13 protein-coding genes are annotated in these 16,225 nt (G+C 76.3%); 5 read left to right on the top strand and 8 right to left on the bottom strand.

Annotated features, from left to right (window positions below; translation table 11 throughout):
- Positions 1–45 precede the first annotated feature (45 nt).
- Positions 46–723 (top strand): TetR/AcrR family transcriptional regulator, encoded by a 678-nt coding sequence (locus BX266_RS19920; protein ID WP_099901690.1) that lies wholly within the window; start codon positions 46–48, stop codon positions 721–723.
- 22 nt (positions 724–745) lie between these two features.
- Here the strand turns inward: BX266_RS19920 and BX266_RS19915 are convergent, their stop codons facing one another.
- Complete coding sequence (locus BX266_RS19915) at positions 746–1,597, bottom strand: hypothetical protein (RefSeq protein WP_143686967.1); 852 nt, start codon at positions 1,595–1,597, stop codon at positions 746–748.
- A gap of 173 nt (positions 1,598–1,770) precedes the next feature.
- On the opposite strand from BX266_RS19915, the gene BX266_RS19910 reads away from it, so the two are divergent.
- Positions 1,771–4,260 (top strand): helicase C-terminal domain-containing protein, encoded by a 2,490-nt coding sequence (locus tag BX266_RS19910; RefSeq protein WP_099901687.1) that lies wholly within the window; start codon positions 1,771–1,773, stop codon positions 4,258–4,260.
- A 91-nt stretch (positions 4,261–4,351) separates the two neighbouring features.
- Here BX266_RS19910 and BX266_RS19905 read toward each other — a convergent pair whose 3' ends face one another.
- On the bottom strand, positions 4,352–4,627 hold the full coding sequence (locus BX266_RS19905) for a hypothetical protein (RefSeq protein ID WP_099901684.1): 276 nt from the start codon (positions 4,625–4,627) through the stop codon (positions 4,352–4,354).
- Positions 4,628–4,797: 170 nt separating this feature from the next.
- On the opposite strand from BX266_RS19905, the gene BX266_RS19900 reads away from it, so the two are divergent.
- Together BX266_RS19900 and BX266_RS19895 are read left to right on the top strand one after the other, a co-directional pair.
- Positions 4,798–6,399 carry a DUF2079 domain-containing protein gene (locus BX266_RS19900; protein WP_259464767.1) on the top strand — a complete coding sequence of 534 codons (1,602 nt, stop codon included), beginning with the start codon at positions 4,798–4,800 and terminating at the stop codon, positions 6,397–6,399.
- An 83-nt stretch (positions 6,400–6,482) separates the two neighbouring features.
- Entirely contained in the window at positions 6,483–8,114 is a 1,632-nt protein-coding gene (locus tag BX266_RS19895; protein WP_099901682.1) for a DNA repair helicase XPB, read from the top strand.
- Positions 8,115–8,121: 7 nt separating this feature from the next.
- On the opposite strand, the gene BX266_RS38720 is transcribed toward BX266_RS19895, so the two are convergent.
- Positions 8,122–8,277 (bottom strand): hypothetical protein, encoded by a 156-nt coding sequence (locus BX266_RS38720; protein WP_180290541.1) that lies wholly within the window; start codon positions 8,275–8,277, stop codon positions 8,122–8,124.
- A gap of 324 nt (positions 8,278–8,601) precedes the next feature.
- Between BX266_RS38720 and BX266_RS19890 the strand changes: the two genes are divergently transcribed.
- Positions 8,602–10,671, top strand: coding sequence for an AAA family ATPase (locus BX266_RS19890; protein WP_099901680.1), 2,070 nt, complete (start codon positions 8,602–8,604; stop codon positions 10,669–10,671).
- A gap of 23 nt (positions 10,672–10,694) precedes the next feature.
- Here BX266_RS19890 and BX266_RS19885 read toward each other — a convergent pair whose 3' ends face one another.
- From BX266_RS19885 to BX266_RS19865, 5 genes are all read right to left on the bottom strand, one after another.
- Positions 10,695–11,369, bottom strand: coding sequence for a copper homeostasis protein CutC (locus tag BX266_RS19885; RefSeq protein ID WP_399170021.1), 675 nt, complete (start codon positions 11,367–11,369; stop codon positions 10,695–10,697).
- A gap of 104 nt (positions 11,370–11,473) precedes the next feature.
- Positions 11,474–12,421, bottom strand: a complete 948-nt coding sequence (locus tag BX266_RS19880; protein WP_143686966.1) for a hypothetical protein — start codon at positions 12,419–12,421, stop codon at positions 11,474–11,476.
- Entirely contained in the window at positions 12,418–12,762 is a 345-nt protein-coding gene (locus BX266_RS19875) for a PadR family transcriptional regulator (protein ID WP_099901674.1), read from the bottom strand. Before BX266_RS19875 ends, BX266_RS19880 begins: the two co-directional genes overlap by 4 nt.
- 25 nt (positions 12,763–12,787) lie before the next feature.
- Positions 12,788–15,502, bottom strand: a complete 2,715-nt coding sequence (locus BX266_RS19870) for an FtsX-like permease family protein (protein ID WP_099901672.1) — start codon at positions 15,500–15,502, stop codon at positions 12,788–12,790.
- On the bottom strand, positions 15,499–16,200 hold the full coding sequence (locus BX266_RS19865) for an ABC transporter ATP-binding protein (RefSeq protein ID WP_099901670.1): 702 nt from the start codon (positions 16,198–16,200) through the stop codon (positions 15,499–15,501). The genes BX266_RS19870 and BX266_RS19865 overlap by 4 nt, the downstream gene beginning before the upstream one ends.
- Positions 16,201–16,225 lie beyond the last annotated feature (25 nt).

Raw genomic sequence — 16,225 nt, 5'->3', positions numbered from 1 at the left:
TCGAACTTTGTGCAGGCACTCCGCCGCCCCCTAGGCTGCCCCCCCATGGCACGCGACGCCCTGACCCGTGAACAGATCGTCCGCACCGCCGTCGAACTCCTCGACGAGGACGGTCTCGAAGGCCTCAACATGCGCAGCCTCGGCAAGCGCCCGGGCGCCGCCGCCACCGCCGTCTACTGGCACGTCAGGAACAAGGACGAACTGGTCCTCGCGGCCGCCGACCTGGCCTGGCAGGAGATCCCGCTGCCCGCCCACGACGCCGCCCCCGGCCACTGGCCGCCCGCCGCCCTCGCCCTCGACCTGCACGCCATGTTCGTCCGCCACCCCTGGCTGGTGCAGGCCTTCGGGTCCTACCTGTTCCACGGCCCCGGCAAGGCCCGGTTCGACGACCACACCCTGGGCCTGTACGAGCAGGCCGGCTTCGCCCCCGCCGACGCCGACCTGCTGGCCGCCGCCGTCTTCACCTACGTCCTCGGCAGCGCTCTCGGCGCGGCCGCCACCGCCTCGCTGGAGCGCCGCCTCGGCCGCGACGGCGAGGATCCGAAGGAGCGCGTCGCGGCCGCCCTGGCCCGCGCCGCCGAGACCGCCCGCGGCTTCCCCCGGCTGCGCGCCCGCCTCGAACAGCCCGAGGCCGCCGACTATGCCGGCGCCCCCGACCGCACCCTGGAAGCCGGCCTCGACGCCCTGCTCTCCGGCCTGGAGGCCCGCCTCGCGGTCGACTGACTCTCCGTCAGCTCCGCTGCCGTCACTGCGCCTTGCGCCGGCGCAGCGTCACCACCAGGACGAACACCGCCGACAGCACCGCCGCCAGCCGCAGCACCCCCGGCGCGTCCGCCCAGGTGACCGCGCCCGCGTCGCTGCCCGGGGCCAGCGCGGTGCCCCAACGACCCTTCTCCCGGCCCCAGTTCCAGACCGTCAGGCCGGTCACCGTGACCAGCGGGATGCCCAGCACGGCGAACTTCTTCATCAGGTCGGACCACCCGTGGGACAGGTACGCCACGCCCCAGCCCAGCAGCATCACCAGCAGCGTGCCGGTCGCCGCCCCGCCGAGCAGCAGCGCCGCCGCGAGCAGCAGCAACGGCGCGGGCTTGCGCGAACCGCCCGCCGCCGGGGCCGCCGCCGGCGCGTCGGCCGCCTGCTGCGGCCGGCCGAGCAGTGCCTTCAGCGCGCGGCGGCCCGGGCCGGGGCGCTGCTGCCCCGGTTCGGGCTCCGGTTCCGGCTCCGGATCGGGGACCGGCTCCGGGGCGGGCGCGGCCTTCGGCTCCGGCTGCAGGTCGAAGACCACCTCGCTCCAGCCCGGGTACACCGCGGTGACGTCGGTGAGCCCGTGGCCCTCCGCGTAGTCGAACGCCCGGTGCACCTCGGCCGGCGTCGGCCCGGACGGCTGCGGCCCCTTCACCGGCCCGACCTGCGGCGGCGCCGACGGCCGCGGCGGAACGGGCGGCGTCACCGGCCCGTCGGGCGGCGACTGGGCCGCCTGCCCGGGCAGGTACACGCTCTCCGCGCCGTCCGCGCCGTCCGCCGACCCGCCCTCGCGCCACCACGAGCCGCCCGCCATCGCCCCGCCACCCGCCCTCGCGTCCACGAACCCCGCCACCTGCCGAGACGGTACCCACCCGCACCCGCTCGAAGCGAGCCCCGTCCGACCCCTGGCACGCCCCGGCCGCGCACCGCGCCGCAGAGCCCGACACCGCCGTCGAGGTGCCGGTTCGCACGGAGTTCGTCCGCTGTTCTGGGCTCCGGCCGGGGGTGTTGACTAACCTGGACCGGATGACCGCACCGCAGAGCGCGCCGCGCGCCACCCGCGCAAACGCCCCCCGCACGCTGGCCGAGGAACTCCGCGGCCGGGGCGACGAGGCCGTCTCCGCGTTGCTCGCGGCCCGCCCGGACCTGCTGAACCCGGTACCGACCGACCTCACCCAGCTCTCCGCCCGGCTCTCCAGCCGGGCCTCGGTGCTGCGCGCCCTGGAACGGCTCGACCGGTTCACCCTGCAGGTCGCCGAGGCGCTGGCCGCCGCCCCCGAGGGCGCCACCGACACCGTCGTCCGCAATCTGCTCACCGGGCCCGCCCGGGTCAAGCCGCACCCCGCCGCCGACCCGGTCGACCGGGCCGCCGTCACCGCCGCCTTCCCCGCCGCGCTCGCCCGGCTGCGCGAACAGGCCCTGGTCTGGGGGCCCGACTCCGCGCTGCGCCTGGTCCTGGCCGTGCGCGAGGCGCTCGCCCCGAGCGCCGTCAACCCCGGCCGCACCGGGCTCGGCCCCACCCTCGCCGAGGCCACCGTCGGCATGTCGCCCGCCCGGCTCCAGCAACTGCTGGCCGGCGCCGGACTGCCGCCCACCCCCGACCCGGTCACCGCCGTCGCCGCGCTGACCGCGCTGCTCGGCGACCGCAAGCGGCTCGGCGCCCTGCTCGACCAGGCCCCGCCCGCCGCGCTCGGCCTGCTGGAACGCCTGGTCTGGGGCCCGCCGACCGGCACCGTCCCGGACGCCGCCCGCCAGGTCGTCGCCACGGACGCGCACAGCCCCGTCGAATGGCTGCTCGCCCGCGGCCTGCTGCTGCCCTCCAGCCCCACCTCGGTCGTCCTCCCCCGCGAGCTCGCCCTGCACCTGCGCGGCGGCCGCACCCACCGCACCGTCGACGCCGCGCCGCCCGCGGTCGCCCCCGTCGTCGACCGGGACCCCGTCGTGGTCGACCGCACCGCCGCCGGACAGGCCGCCGCCGCCGTCCGCACGGTGGAGGAACTGCTGGAAGCCTGGGGCCTCACCCCGCCGCCCACCCTGCGGGCCGGCGGCCTGGGCGTCCGCGACCTCAAGCGCGCCGCCCAGCTCCTGGAGAGCTCCGAGCCGGACGCCGCGTTCTGGCTCGAACTCGCCTACACCGCGGGCCTGCTCGCCCCCGACGGCGAGGCCGACGAAGTCTGGGCGCCCACCCCCGGGTACGACCAGTGGCTGCAGCAGGACACCGCCGAACGCTGGACCCTGCTGGCCCGCACCTGGCTCACCGCCACCCGGGTCGGCCGGCTCGCCGGCACCCCCGACGGCAAGGGCAAGGCCCGCGCCGCCCTCGGCCCCGAACTCGACCGCACCCTCGCCCCGTCCGTCCGCCGCGCCGCCCTCACCCGGCTCGCCGAACTCCCGCCCGGCACCGCCGCCACCGCCGACGCCCTGCTCCCCGCCCTGCGCTGGCACCGCCCGCTGCGCGGCGGCCCCACCGGCCCGGACGGCCACGACCTGCGCGAGACGCTGACCGGCTGGACCCTGCACGAGGCCGAACTGCTCGGCGTCACCGGCCGCGGCGCACTCGCCGGCCCCGCCCGCGCCCTGCTCGACGGCGCCGACCCGGCCCCCGTCCTGGCGCCGCTGCTGCCCGCACCCCTCGACCACGTCATCCTGCAGCCCGACCTCACCGCGATCGCCCCCGGCCCGCTGCTCACCCCGCTCGCCCAGGCCCTCGCCCTCTGCGCCGACATCGAGTCCAAGGGCGGCGCCACCGTCTACCGCTTCACGCCCGACTCCGTCCGCCGCGCCCTCGACGCCGGACGCACCGCCGCCGACCTGCAGACCTTCCTCGCCCAGCACTCCCGCACGCCGGTGCCGCAGCCGCTCGCCTACCTGATCGACGACGTCGCCCGCCGGCACGGCATCCTCCGGGTCGGCGCCGCCTCCTCCTACCTGCGCTGCGACGACCCCCGGCTGCTCGGCGAGGTCCTCGCCGACCGGCGCGCCGCGGAGCTCCGGCTCCGGCTGCTCGCCCCCACCGTGCTCGCCGCGCAGGCCGGACCCGAGACCCTGCTCGCCGTCCTGCGCACCATGGGCTACGCGCCCGCCGCGGAGTCCGCCGAGGGCGACGTGGTCATCACCCGCCCCGACAGCCGCCGCACCCCGCCGCGCACCGCCCCCACCCCCGTCCCGGACGGTCCGGCCCGCCCCGACCGGGCGCTGCTCGCCGCCGCCGTCCGCGCCATCCGCGCGGGCGACCGCGCCGCCACCGCCGTCCGCAAGGACCCGGTCGCCGGCCCCGCGGGCGCGGCCGTCCCCCGCACCGCCTCCGCCGACACCCTGGCGGCCCTGCAGACCGCCGTCCTGCTCGGCGAACGCATGTGGATCGGCTACATCAACGCGGAAGGCCTCTCCTCCCAGCGCGTCATCGACCCGGTCAAGGTCGAGGGCGGGTTCGTCACCGCCTACGACCACCTCGCCGACGAGGTCCGCACCTTCGCCCTCCACCGCATCACCGGCGTGGCCGAGGTCGACGACTAACGGCCGGACCGCGCCCGAGCGCACCGAGGGGCGCGGGGAGGCTCGGGCACGCGCCCGTCTCCCCGCGCCCCGGTCGGTGCGCTCGGACTTGCTACTTCTTGCCGGCGGCGTCCTGTTCCGCCTTCTGCTTCTTCGCCTCGTCCACGATCGCGTGCGGGTCCGGCATCTTGGGTTCGACGCCGGTGAGCAGCCCGGTGGCGGTGAAGGCGACGGTGCCGAACAGGCCGCCGGGCTGGCCGATGTCGGCGACCTGGTCGAGGGCCATGGCCTCGGTGTCGGCGGCGTGGGCGGGGGCCGCGCCGAGGGTGGTGGCGAGGGCCGCTCCGGAGAGCGCGAGGCCGGCCAGGAATCGGTTGCGCTTGGTCATGGCCTGCCCAACGAGCGGCGGGCCCCGGGGTCACTGTTACGGGGTGCCGGGTTCCGCTTCACGGCGCGCCGGAGGCGTCCCGGCCGCGGCGGTTAGACTGCTGACCGACCAGGGGTGGGAGCGTCTCCGCCCGCGCGGACCAGGGCCTCGGCCCCCGACAGGACCCAGCCGTGACCACTGCTTCCGCTCTGCAGACCTCTGCCGCCCCCGGGGCGGCGGCCCGCACGTCCGGGGTCCGGCTGACCACTCGCCGCCGCACCGTCCTGCTGACCGTGCTGTGCTTCGCCGTCTGCCTGGCGCTGGGCGTGCAGCAGTGGACGTCGCTCCAGCTGGGCGGTTTCGACCTGGGCATCTTCGACCAGGGGGTGCGCGGCTACGCGCACTTCGGGTTGCCGGTGTCGACGCTGAAGAGCGTGCACCACGAGTTCCCGCCGGGGTTCTCGCTGCTGGGTGACCACTTCTCGCCGGTGCTGGCGCTGCTCGCCCCGCTGTACTGGGTGTGGGACGACCCGCGGATGCTGCTGGTCGGTCAGGCGGCGCTGTTCGCGGCGGGCGTCCCGCTGGTGCGCCGGATCGCGAGCCGGGCGTTCGCGGACGCCGGTCCGCGGGCGCGGACCCGGGTGCGGGACGTCGCGGCGCTGGTGTACGGCCTGGGCTGGCCGCTGCTGATCTCCTCGCGGGGCGGGTTCCACGAGGTGGGGTTCGCCGTTCCGCTGTTCCTGCTGCTGTTCGAGCGGGCGGGGGCGCGGCGCTGGGTCGGGGCGGCGGTCGCGGCGCTGCTGCTGTGCGCGACCAAGGAGGACCTCGGTCTGGCGGTGGGCGCGTTCGGCGCGGTGCTGCTGTGGCGCGAGCGCGGCCGCGCGGACCGGTGGGCGAAGGTGCTGGGCTGGGCGCTGCTGGTGGGCGGTCCGCTGTCCAGCGCCGTCGAGATCGGGTACCTGATCCCGGCGATGGGCGGCGTGCCGGGCTACTACTGGAACTACGGGCAGCTCGGCGCGGACGGCGGCGAGGCCCTGCGGCACGTCGCGGGCGATCCGTGGCTGCTGGTGCAGTCGGCGTTCTCAAGCCCGCTGAAGCCGATCCTGCTGACCTGGCTGGTCGTCACGACGGCCGCCCTGCCGCTGCGCTCGGCGACCTCGTTCGTCGCGCTGCCGCTGCTGGCCGAGCGGATCTTCTCGGACAACCCGAACCACTGGTCGATCGCCCGGCACTACGACGCGTTCCTGTGGCCGATCCTGGTCACCGCCGCGATCGAGGCGCTGGGCGTGCTCTGGGCGAGCGGCCGCCACCGGCAGGTCCGCCGGCTGGGCGCCACGGCCGCCGTGCTGTCGCTGGCGGCCTCGGCCGGGCTGGGCCTGTACCACCTGGCGCTGCCGTACGAGTGGCAGCCGAAGCCGTCGACGGCGGCGCTGGCCCGGGCGGCGAAGCTGATCCCGGACGGGGCGAGCGTGGAGGCCGACAACCAGATCGCGCCGCGGCTGACCAACCGGACCGAGGTGATGCTGGCCGACGGCACCCCGCGCGGCCAGGAGTACGTGATCCTCCGCTACGAGAACCGGGCCTTCCCGTTCCAGCGCGACCCGGAGCAGGCCGAGTACCGCGCCCTCCTGCTGGCCCACGGCTACCAGGAGCTCTTCGACCAGGACGGCGTCACCCTGCTGCGCCGCACCGGCACCGAGCCCGTCCCCGGCACCCACCTGCCCGGCCCGGGCTCGACCCCGTACCAGGAGGTCATACCTCCGGACGTCGGCCACAACTTCTTCCTGGGCTGACCGCGCGGCCGGACGCCCGCCCCGGGTGCCCTCGCGATGCGGCACACTGGAGGTTTGGCCCGCGCGGAAGGGGATGCACAGGCGTGAACGGACCGCTGATCGTGCAGAGTGACAAGACGCTGCTGCTGGAGATCGACCATCCGCAGGCGGCGGAGTGCCGGCGGGTGATCGCGCCGTTCGCGGAGCTGGAGCGCGCGCCGGAGCACATCCACACCTACCGGGTGACGCCGCTGGGGCTGTGGAACGCGCGGGCGGCGGGGCACGACGCCGAGCAGGTGGTGGACGCGCTGGTGAAGTACTCGCGCTACCCGGTGCCGCACGCGCTGCTGGTGGACGTGGCGGACACCATGGCGCGGTACGGGCGGCTGCAGTTGCAGAAGCACCCGACGCACGGGCTGGTGCTGAGCACCACGGACCGGCCGGTGCTGGAGGAGGTGCTGCGCTCGAAGAAGATCGCGCCGCTGGTGGGCGCCCGGGTGGACCCGGACACCGTGGTGGTGCACCCGTCGGAGCGCGGGCAGATCAAGCAGGTGCTGCTGAAGCTGGGCTGGCCGGCCGAGGACCACGCCGGGTACGTGGACGGCGAGGCGCACCCGATCGACCTGCACGAGGACGGCTGGCAGCTGCGCCCGTACCAGCGGCACGCGGTGGACGGGTTCTGGCACGGCGGCAGCGGCGTGGTGGTGCTGCCGTGCGGCGCGGGCAAGACGCTGGTGGGTGCGGCGGCGATGGCGGAGGCCAAGTCGACGACGCTGATCCTGGTGACGAACACCGTCTCGGCGCGGCAGTGGAAGCACGAGCTGATCAAGCGGACCTCGCTGACCGAGGACGAGATCGGCGAGTACTCGGGCACCCGCAAGGAGATCCGCCCGGTGACCATCGCCACCTACCAGGTGATGACCACCAAGCGGAAGGGCGTGTACCCGCACCTGGAGCTGTTCGACGCCCGCAACTGGGGCCTTGTGGTCTACGACGAGGTGCACCTGCTGCCCGCGCCGGTGTTCAAGTTCACCGCGGACCTGCAGGCCCGCCGCCGCCTGGGCCTGACCGCGACGCTGGTGCGCGAGGACGGCCGGGAGGGCGACGTGTTCTCGCTGATCGGGCCGAAGCGGTTCGACGCGCCGTGGAAGGAGATCGAGGCGCAGGGCTACATCGCGCCCGCGGACTGCTGCGAGGTGCGGGTGACGCTCTCCGACTCGGAGCGGCTGATGTACGCGACGGCGGAGCCGGAGGAGAAGTACCGGTTCTGTTCGACCACGGCGACCAAGCGGCGGGTGGTGGAGCGGCTGGTCGAGAAGCACAAGGGCGACCAGACCCTGGTCATCGGCCAGTACATCGACCAGCTGGACGAGTTGGGCGAGGCGCTGGACGCCCCGGTGATCAAGGGCGAGACCTCGAACGCGCAGCGGGAGAAGCTGTTCGAGGCGTTCCGCTCGAAGGAGATCGGCGTGCTGGTGGTCTCGAAGGTGGCGAACTTCTCGATCGACCTGCCGGAGGCGACGGTCGCGATCCAGGTGTCGGGCACCTTCGGCTCCCGCCAGGAGGAGGCGCAGCGGCTGGGCCGGGTGCTGCGTCCGAAGGCGGACGGGCACGCGGCGCACTTCTACTCGGTGGTCGCCCGGGACACCGTCGACCAGGACTTCGCGGCGCACCGCCAGCGCTTCCTGGCGGAGCAGGGCTACGCGTACCGGATCGTCGACGCCGACGACCTCTGACGGGCGGCTAGAGCTTGACGCCGTCGCGCCCGAGGAAGAGCACGCGCGCGGCGGTGTCGAGCACGATGCCGACGTTGCGGACGGCGTTGGCCACCGGGTTGCGGCGGCGTTCCTCGGCGCGGTGCGCGCCGCTGGCCTGCGGGTTCACTCGTTCGGTCGTCATGTCTCCACGGTAGGTTCACAACCCGGTCCTGGGCATCGGCCGAAAGACCCGGCTGTGCGGGCCCCCGGATCGTCCTCGCGGCGTACCGCTCCCCTACTCCGGTCCGGGGTGGTCCCCCAGGGGAGGGCGGGGGTCGGGCCCGCGGAAACGGATTCGCACCCGGACGGCGGCGGGTCTAGGATCATCCGTCTGCCCCTCCCGAACCGTGGTGCCGCGTCGGCAGCCGTGGGAGGTGCCGGCCGCTCGGAAACCGGCCGGTGTCCTTCACCGTGAGCCAAGACGAGTCCGCCGCCCGTGGATGCCGGGCGGCCGGGAAGGTCCGCCGTGCACTCCCCCACTCCCACCGACGCCCTCGCCGCCGACGCCGATCCGCTGGGCCGCGAACGCTCCCACCTGGCCGCCTCCCGGGCCGCCCTGACGGCGATGCGCGAGGACGTCGAGGCACTCGACCTCCGCGACGTCACCGGCACCTGGGTGTCCTCGCTGGTGCTGCAGAAGCAGATCGACGAACGCATCAAGGCGCTCGCCGACCTCGCCCACACCCCGCTGTTCTTCGGCCGGCTCGACTACCTGCACGCGATCAGCGAGGCCGAGTCGGAGGGCAGCGGCGGCGAGCGCTTCTACATCGGCCGCCGGCACGTCCACGACGCGGACGGCGATCCGATGGTGATCGACTGGCGGGCGCCGGTCTCCCAGCCGTTCTACCGGGCCTCCCGCAAGGATCCGATGGACGTCGCCAAGCGCCGCCGGTTCGGTTACACCGGCGGCGAGTTGACGGCCTACGAGGACGAGAACCTGTCCGACCCGGAGGAGTCGGAGACGAGCTCCGCGCTGCTGGCCGCGGAGATCGAGAAGCCCCGCGTCGGCCCGATGCGGGACATCGTCGCCACCATCCAGCCCGAGCAGGACGAGATCGTCCGCGCCGACATCTCGGGCACCGTCTGCGTCCAGGGCGCCCCCGGCACCGGGAAGACCGCCGTGGGCCTGCACCGCGTCGCCTACCTGCTGTACGCGCACCGCGACCGGCTGGCCCGCACCGGCACCCTGGTGGTCGGCCCGAACCGCTCCTTCCTCCACTACATCGAGCAGGTCCTGCCCGCCCTCGGCGAGCTGGACGTCGCCCAGGCCACCGTGCAGGAACTGGTCGGCCACGTCGAGGTGAGCGGCACGGACGGCACCGAAACCGCCCGGATCAAGGGCGACGCCCGGATGGCCCGGGTGCTGCGCAACGCGGTGCGGGCCGGGATCAGCCTGCCCACGGAGCCCTGCGTGGTGGTCCGCGGCTCCCGCCGCTGGCGCGTCCCGGCGTACGAGCTCGAGGAGATCGTCCGCGAGCTGATGGGCCGTGAGATCCGCTACGGGGCCGCCCTGGAGGCCCTGCCGCAGCGGATCGCGCACGCCGTGCTGGTCAAGATGGAGCAGGGCGGCGAGGCCCCCGACGACCGGGTGCAGGACGCGGTCGCCCGCAACGCCGCCGTCAAGGCCACCGTGAAGGCCTGCTGGCCCGTCGTCGACCCGGTCAAGCTGGTGCACCGGCTGCTGAGCGACCCCGCGTTCCTGGCCGCCGCCGCGGACGGCGTCCTCACCGCCGAGGAGCAGGCCGCCGTGCTGTGGGCCAAGGCCCCGCGCTCGGTCCGCACCACGCCCTGGTCCGCCGCCGACGCCGTGCTGATCGACGAGACCGCGGACCTGGTGCACCGCACCCCCTCGCTCGGCCACGTGGTCGTCGACGAGGCCCAGGACCTGTCCCCCATGCAGTACCGCGCCGTCGGCCGCCGCTGCACCACCGGCTCCGCGACCGTCCTCGGCGACCTCGCCCAGGGCACCACCCCCTGGGCCACCGGCAGTTGGCAGGAGGCCCTGCACCACCTGGGCAAGGACGGCGCCCACGTCGAGGAGCTCACCCAGGGCTTCCGGGTGCCCGGCGAGGTCATCGCCTACGCCTCCCGGCTGCTCCCCGCGATCGCCCCCGGACTCGCCCCCGCGACCTCCGTCCGCGACGCGCCGGGCTCCCTGACGATCCGCCAGGTGTCCTCCGGGCTGGACGCGGCCGTGCTGGACGCGTGCCGTGCCGCGCTCCGCCACGAGGGCTCGATCGGGCTGATCGCGGCGGACGCGCGGATCGCGGCACTGGCCGGGGCGCTCGCCGCCGCGGGGCTGGGCCACCTCGACCCCGGTGTCGAGACCACCGCCGAGACCCGTCTCACCCTGGTCCCCGCCTCCCTCGCCAAGGGCCTCGAGTACGACCACGTCGTCCTCGACGAACCCGCCGCGATCATCGCCGGGGAACCGGACCGCCGCACCGGCCTGCGCCGCCTCTACGTCTCGCTGACCCGAGCCGTCTCCGGCCTCACCGTGCTCCACACCGAGCCGCTGCCGGCCGAGCTCGGCTGATCCGGGGGCCGCGGGGTGCGTCCTCAGCCGCCGATGAGCGTGCGCCACTCCTCGACCTTGGCCGGGTCGACCGCGCCGGTCCAGCCGCCGGTGCGGACGGCCCCGCCGATGTGGAAGGCGTCGAAGCCCGCGGCGCGGAGGTCGGGGACGTGCTCGGCGCGCAGGCCGCCGCCGACCAGGATCCGCTGGCGGTAGCCGGGTTCGCCGGACTTGGCGAGCTCGCCGTGCAGGACCTCCTGGCCGGCGTCGACGCCGGAGGCGGCGCCGGAGGTGAGGAAGGTGTCCAGGCCCGGGAGGTCGGCGACGGCGGCGCGGACCTCGGAGCGGTCGGCGCTGTGGTCGATGGCCCGGTGGAATGTCCAACGGCAGCCGGGGACGGCGTCGGCGACGGCGCGGGTCGCGGCGAGGTCGATCGCGCCGTCGGCGGTGAGGAAGCCGAAGACGAACTCCTCCGCGCCCTCGGCGCGCAGCGTCGCGGCGCGGCCGAGCAGCTCGTCGAGGTCGCCGGGGGTGAAGCCGTCGCGGATGCGGAGCATGACGCGCAGCGGGAGGTCGACGGCGGCGCGGATGGCCGCGAAGTCCCGCACCGCGGGGGTGAGCCCGTCGGCGGCCATGTCGGTGACCAGTTCGAGGCGGTCGGCGCCGCCCGACTCGGCGGCCCGGGCATCCTGGGGGGTCAGCGCGATGACTTCGAACATTGGTCTAGACATATCCGATAGCCTGCCACATCGCCCGGCCCCGGGCGACCCCCCTCGGCCGTTCGGCCCCGCTTCCTCCGCCGTTCGCGTCCCGTTCGCCCCCGTCAGGCCGCCGGGCGCCGCTGCCGCTGACGGCCCGCCAGCAACCGTCCGGCCAGCGCCAGCGCCAGCGCGCCCGCCGCCACGTCCGGCACCAGCGGCCACAGGCCGCCGACCTGGCCCCAGAGGCTGAACAGGCTGAACGCGGCGGTGAGCGGCAGCACGGCGAGGCCGGCCGCGGCGGGCAGCAGGCGGTCGCGGGCGGCGAACAGCACCAGCAGCAGCGGGACGGCGAGCAGCAGCAGCGGCATCCAACCGTCCATCAGGTGGCGGCTGTCGTAGCCGCCCTGAGCGCGCGTCACCAGCAGGCCGACGCCCGCACCGACCGCGACCGATCGGCGGGCGGGGCGTTCCAGCAGGTCGGGAGGCGCGGCCGCGAACAGCGCTCCGCCGAGCAGGTAGGGCAGCAGCGCGGTGGCGTTCCACATCAGCAGCCACCCGTCGGCCGCGCCGACCAGGTCGGCGCCGAGCCGCACCGCGGCGAGCAGCGCGACCAGTCCGGCCAGCACCCGGGCGGCCCGCCAGGCGCCGAGCAGCGCGGCGGCGGCGAGCAGCACGGGGACCACGGCCAGGCCCAGCACGGCGAGGTGGTCCGGCAGCAGGGGCCAGGGGGCGGCGAAGCCGGCCCGGGCCGCGGCGGTCACCTGGAGGGTCCGCGGGTCGCCGGGCAGGGCGGACAGGCCGAGCAGGGTGCCGGCCAGCAGCGGGGCGGCGGCGGCCAGCAGGCGGCCGCCGAGCGCGGTGGCGGTGAGGCCGGTGCGCAGCCGAAGGCCGTACCCGGCGAGGTCGAGGGCCTCCCGGGCGGTGCCGAGCGGTCCGGCCCCGGCGGTGGTGTCGGCGAACACCTCGGCGAGTTCGGCGCCCCGGTCGCGGCGGTAGCGGGCGGGGTAGAGCGCGAGGGCGGCCCGCAGCGCGACGCCCTCGCGGTGCCCGCCGGGAGTCACCGCGCTCATGCGGTGGCCGCCCGCGCCCCGGCGGCGCCGCCGAGGCGGCGCTGGGCCTCGGCGGCGACGGCGCGCAGCCGTTCGGCCTCCGCGGCGAGCAGCTCGCGTCCGCCGCCGGTGAGGGCGTAGGTGCGGCGGGCCCGGCCGTCGACGATCTCCTCGGCGGCGACCTCGATCAGGCCCTGCTGGAGCAGCCGGTCGAGGGCGCCGTAGAGCGTGCCGGTGCGCATCCGCACCCGCCCCCCGGAGATCGCGTCGACCTCCTGGATCAGCGCGTATCCGTGCCGGGGGGCGTCCGCGAGGGCGGTGAGCAGCAGCAGGGTCGGCTCCTGCATCGCGCGTTCAGTCATACGACTACATATATCGCCGACCGTCCTATCCGCGCCATCCGTCCCGGCCCCCGGCGCCGTGGCGCACGGCGCCCAGCGCGCCGAGCAGCCCGGCCAGCACCGGCAGCCCCAGCGCGAGCAGGGCGATGGAGGCCCACGGCGCGTCGGCGAGGTTCACGGCCGGTCCGCCCAGCACCCCGGCGGCTCGGGAGCGCAGCAGCGCGAACGCGGGGACGAAGCCGCTGACGGTCCCGAGGACGGCGCCGAGCAGGACGATCAGTCCGGCCTGCAGCCCGGCGACGGTGCGCCGGGTGCGCGGTCGGGCGCCGATCGCGGCCAGCAGGGCGCGCTCGCGGCGGGCGTCGGCGGCTGCCAGCGCGGTGGAGACCACCGCCGCGCCGAGCACGACCAGCGCGGCGAAGCCGCTGATCACGACCCGGACGGCGCTGCCCGCGGGCCGGAAGCCGCGCTCCACGCCGAACTCGGCGTGCGGGGCGAGCCGCGCGACGGTGGCGGCGGCCCGCTGCTCGGCCTGCTCGCCGACCGGCGCGGCCGGCCGCCAGACCGCGCCCGCCGGGGCGACCTGCAGCCCGAGCCCGCGGACCGTGTCCGGGGCGATCACCACCGGCGCGTACCGTTCGGCGGCCGGGCGTTCCACCAGCACCGCGTCCAACCGCACTTCGGTGACCTGCTGCCCGATGCCCTGCATCCGCAGCACCGCCCGGCCGTCGTGCAGGTAGGACGGGTCGGTGACCACGGCCTTGCCGGCAAGCAGCGCGCTCTCCGCGGTCCGGTCGCGCAGCGCCAGCAGGTTGCGCAGCACCTGGGCGTCGCCGACCACGGCCTGGGTGGCGACGGCCTCCCCGTAGCGCTGCCCGCCCTCGGCCTGGACCACGCTCAGGCAGCCCTCGCAGAACACGTACTCCGCCCGGTAGAGGTCGGCGCGCGGGCCGAGGTCCGGCACGTCCTGCGGCAGGGCGGTGCGCAGCTGCGGCATGGCGCTCTCGTCTCCGTTCAGGGTGAGCCGGACGGCGCCGACGGGCTGCTCCAGCCGGTAGGAGGACCGGTCCTGGACCTCCGCGCCGGTGGTGTGGACGCCGACGGCGACCGCCCCGGCCACCGCGGCGAGCACGGCGGCGACCGCGGGTGCGGTGCGGGAGCGGTGCCGGGCGGCGTCGCGCAGGGCGAGCCGCGGGCCGAGCGGGAGCCGGCCGGCGAGCCGGCCGAGCCCGGCCAGCAGCAGCGGGGTGAACAGCAGCAGGCCGAGCTCGGCGAGCACCGCGCCGGACAGCACGGCCAGCGTGCGGACGCTCAGTCCGGCGGCCACCGGCGGCCCGCCGACCGGCCCGGCGACCGCCCCGTACAGGGCCAGGGCGGCGCCCCCGAGGACGGCGGCCAGCCCCAGCAGCGGCGTCCACCGGCCGGAGCGGCGCACCGGGTCACGGTCCGTCAGGCCCGCCAGCACCGGGCGGCGGCCGGCCTGCAGCGCGGGCAGCAGGGCGGCCAGCAGCGCGGTGGCCACGCCGACGGCGACGATCAGCGCCAGGTCGGGCGGACGCAGCGTCAGCTGTCCGAAACGGCTGCCGCCCCACTCCTCGATCCGGGTGCGCAGCAGCGCCACCAGCCCGGCGCCGAGCAGTGCGCCGAGCGCCGCCCCGGCCGCGCCGAGCACCAGGCCGCCGCCCAGCACCACGGCCCGGACGTGCCCGGGGCGGCCGCCGGCCGCGCCCAGCAGGGCGAGTTGGCGGCGGGCCCGGCGGGCGCCGACCGCGAACGCGGGGCCGGCCAGCAGGGCGACCTCCAGCAGTGCCATCGCGGCGGTGGTGGCGGCGGTCATCAGCGAGCGCTCCCGCTCGTCCTGCGCGCCGACCGCCTCCTGTCGCGCCATCGCCTCGGCGGGCGGGTGCGCGGCGATCTGACGGACGGCCAGTGTGTAGCCGTAGCGGTTGAGTTCCCGGACCTGCTCCCAGCCGAGGCTAGCCCCGGCGGGCAGGCCGACCAGCCAGGCGGCCTTCCGGGAGGCGGCCTGCGCGGCGTCCGGCGACTGCGGGGCGAGCCCGGCGGCGACCTGCGCCTCGTCCAGTTGCCGGTACAACTCGCCTGGGCGGGCGACCAGTTCGGCGGCGTTCAGGTCGCCGGGGTGCTCCACCTCGCCGGTCAGCGTGAACGGGGTCGGCTCCAGGCCGCGGACGGTGACGGTGTCGCCGATCCGCAGCCCGGTGGTGCGCAGGAAGGCGCGGGTGGCGGCGGCCTCGTGCGCGGCGGCGGGGGCCCGGCCGCCGACCAGGTCCAGCCGGCCCTGCCAGAGCGTTCCGGTCAGGTCGGCCTCGAAGGTGCCGACGGGGGCCAGCCCGTCGCGGGTCTGCACGGACGCCACCGGACCGGTGCGGGCCGGTGTCAGGACGCTGCCCTTCGGCAGCAACTCGCCGAGCAGCGCGGTCGGTTCGGTGCTGGTGGCGCGCTGCTGCTCGGCGCTCGGCGCGGCGTCCGGGTGCAGCGGCAGGGTGCGCACGCCGTCGGCCGGGAACACCGACTGTTCGATCGCCCGCCCCGGGTCGTACGCGCCGACCAGGGCGTCGGCCCGGCCCATCAGCCGGTCGGCGCGCTCGGCGGCGCTCAACTGGCCGCTGCGGTGCACCACGTCGACGCCGGTCGCGCCGAGCACCGGCAGCGCGATCATCGCCACCACCAGCGCGCTGCGGCCCTTGGCCCGCCAGGCGTCCCGCCGGGCCGTCCGCAGGACCGCCCGCCAGCCCCTCACCGCCGCACCGCCTGTTCGACGACCCGGCCGTCGCGCAGGAAGACCACCCGGTCCGCCCACGCCGCGTGCGCCGCGTCGTGCGTCACCATCACCGCGGCCGCCCCGGCGTCGCAGCGCGCGCGCAGCACCTGCAGCACCGCTTCCCCGGTGGCGGTGTCCAGCGCCCCGGTGGGCTCGTCGGCCAGCACCAGCCGCCGTTCGCCGGCCAGCGCCCGGCCGATCGCGACCCGCTGCTGCTGCCCGCCGGACAGTTCCTCCGGGAAGCGGTCGGCGAGCTCGCCGATGCCCAGTTCGGCCAGGGCCGCCACCGCCTCGGCGCGCGCGGTGCGGGCCGGGGTGCCGTCCAACTCCCGGGGCAGCGCGATGTTCTCCGCCGCCGTCAGCGACGGCAGCAGGTTGTACGACTGGAACACGTAGCCGACCGAGCGGCGGCGCACGTCGGCCATCCGCGCCGCGCTCAGCCCCTCCAGCGGCGTCCCCTCCACCAGCACCCGGCCGGTGGACGGGCGGTCCAGGCCCCCGGCCAGCGCGAGCAGCGTGGACTTCCCGGAGCCCGAGGGCCCCATCACGGCCAGGAACTCCCCGGCCCGCACCTCCAGGTCGACCGGGTGCAGCGCGTGCACCTCGGCCGGGCCCGTGCCGTGCACCCGCCCGACCCCCTCCAGGCGCAGGACGGCCTGCGCTCGCGATCCGGACATGACTCCCCCTCGGAACAGCGGAACC

Source organism: Streptomyces sp. TLI_171, from assembly GCF_003610255.1.
Lineage (GTDB): Bacteria > Actinomycetota > Actinomycetes > Streptomycetales > Streptomycetaceae > Kitasatospora.
This window is presented reverse-complemented; position numbering and strand designations above follow the sequence as displayed.

What these genes read in the sequence shown, in the direction of transcription:
- BX266_RS19920 (WP_099901690.1), top strand. Translation starts at nt 46, where the DNA reads ATGGCACGCGACGCCCTGACCCGTGAACAGATCGTCCGCACCGCCGTC.
- BX266_RS19910 (WP_099901687.1), top strand. Translation starts at nt 1,771, where the DNA reads ATGACCGCACCGCAGAGCGCGCCGCGCGCCACCCGCGCAAACGCCCCC.
- BX266_RS19905 (WP_099901684.1), bottom strand. Translation starts at nt 4,627, where the DNA reads ATGACCAAGCGCAACCGATTCCTGGCCGGCCTCGCGCTCTCCGGAGCG.
- BX266_RS38720 (WP_180290541.1), bottom strand. Translation starts at nt 8,277, where the DNA reads ATGACGACCGAACGAGTGAACCCGCAGGCCAGCGGCGCGCACCGCGCC.
- BX266_RS19885 (WP_399170021.1), bottom strand. Translation starts at nt 11,369, where the DNA reads ATGTTCGAAGTCATCGCGCTGACCCCCCAGGATGCCCGGGCCGCCGAG.
- BX266_RS19880 (WP_143686966.1), bottom strand. Translation starts at nt 12,421, where the DNA reads ATGAGCGCGGTGACTCCCGGCGGGCACCGCGAGGGCGTCGCGCTGCGG.
- BX266_RS19875 (WP_099901674.1), bottom strand. Translation starts at nt 12,762, where the DNA reads ATGACTGAACGCGCGATGCAGGAGCCGACCCTGCTGCTGCTCACCGCC.
- BX266_RS19865 (WP_099901670.1), bottom strand. Translation starts at nt 16,200, where the DNA reads ATGTCCGGATCGCGAGCGCAGGCCGTCCTGCGCCTGGAGGGGGTCGGG.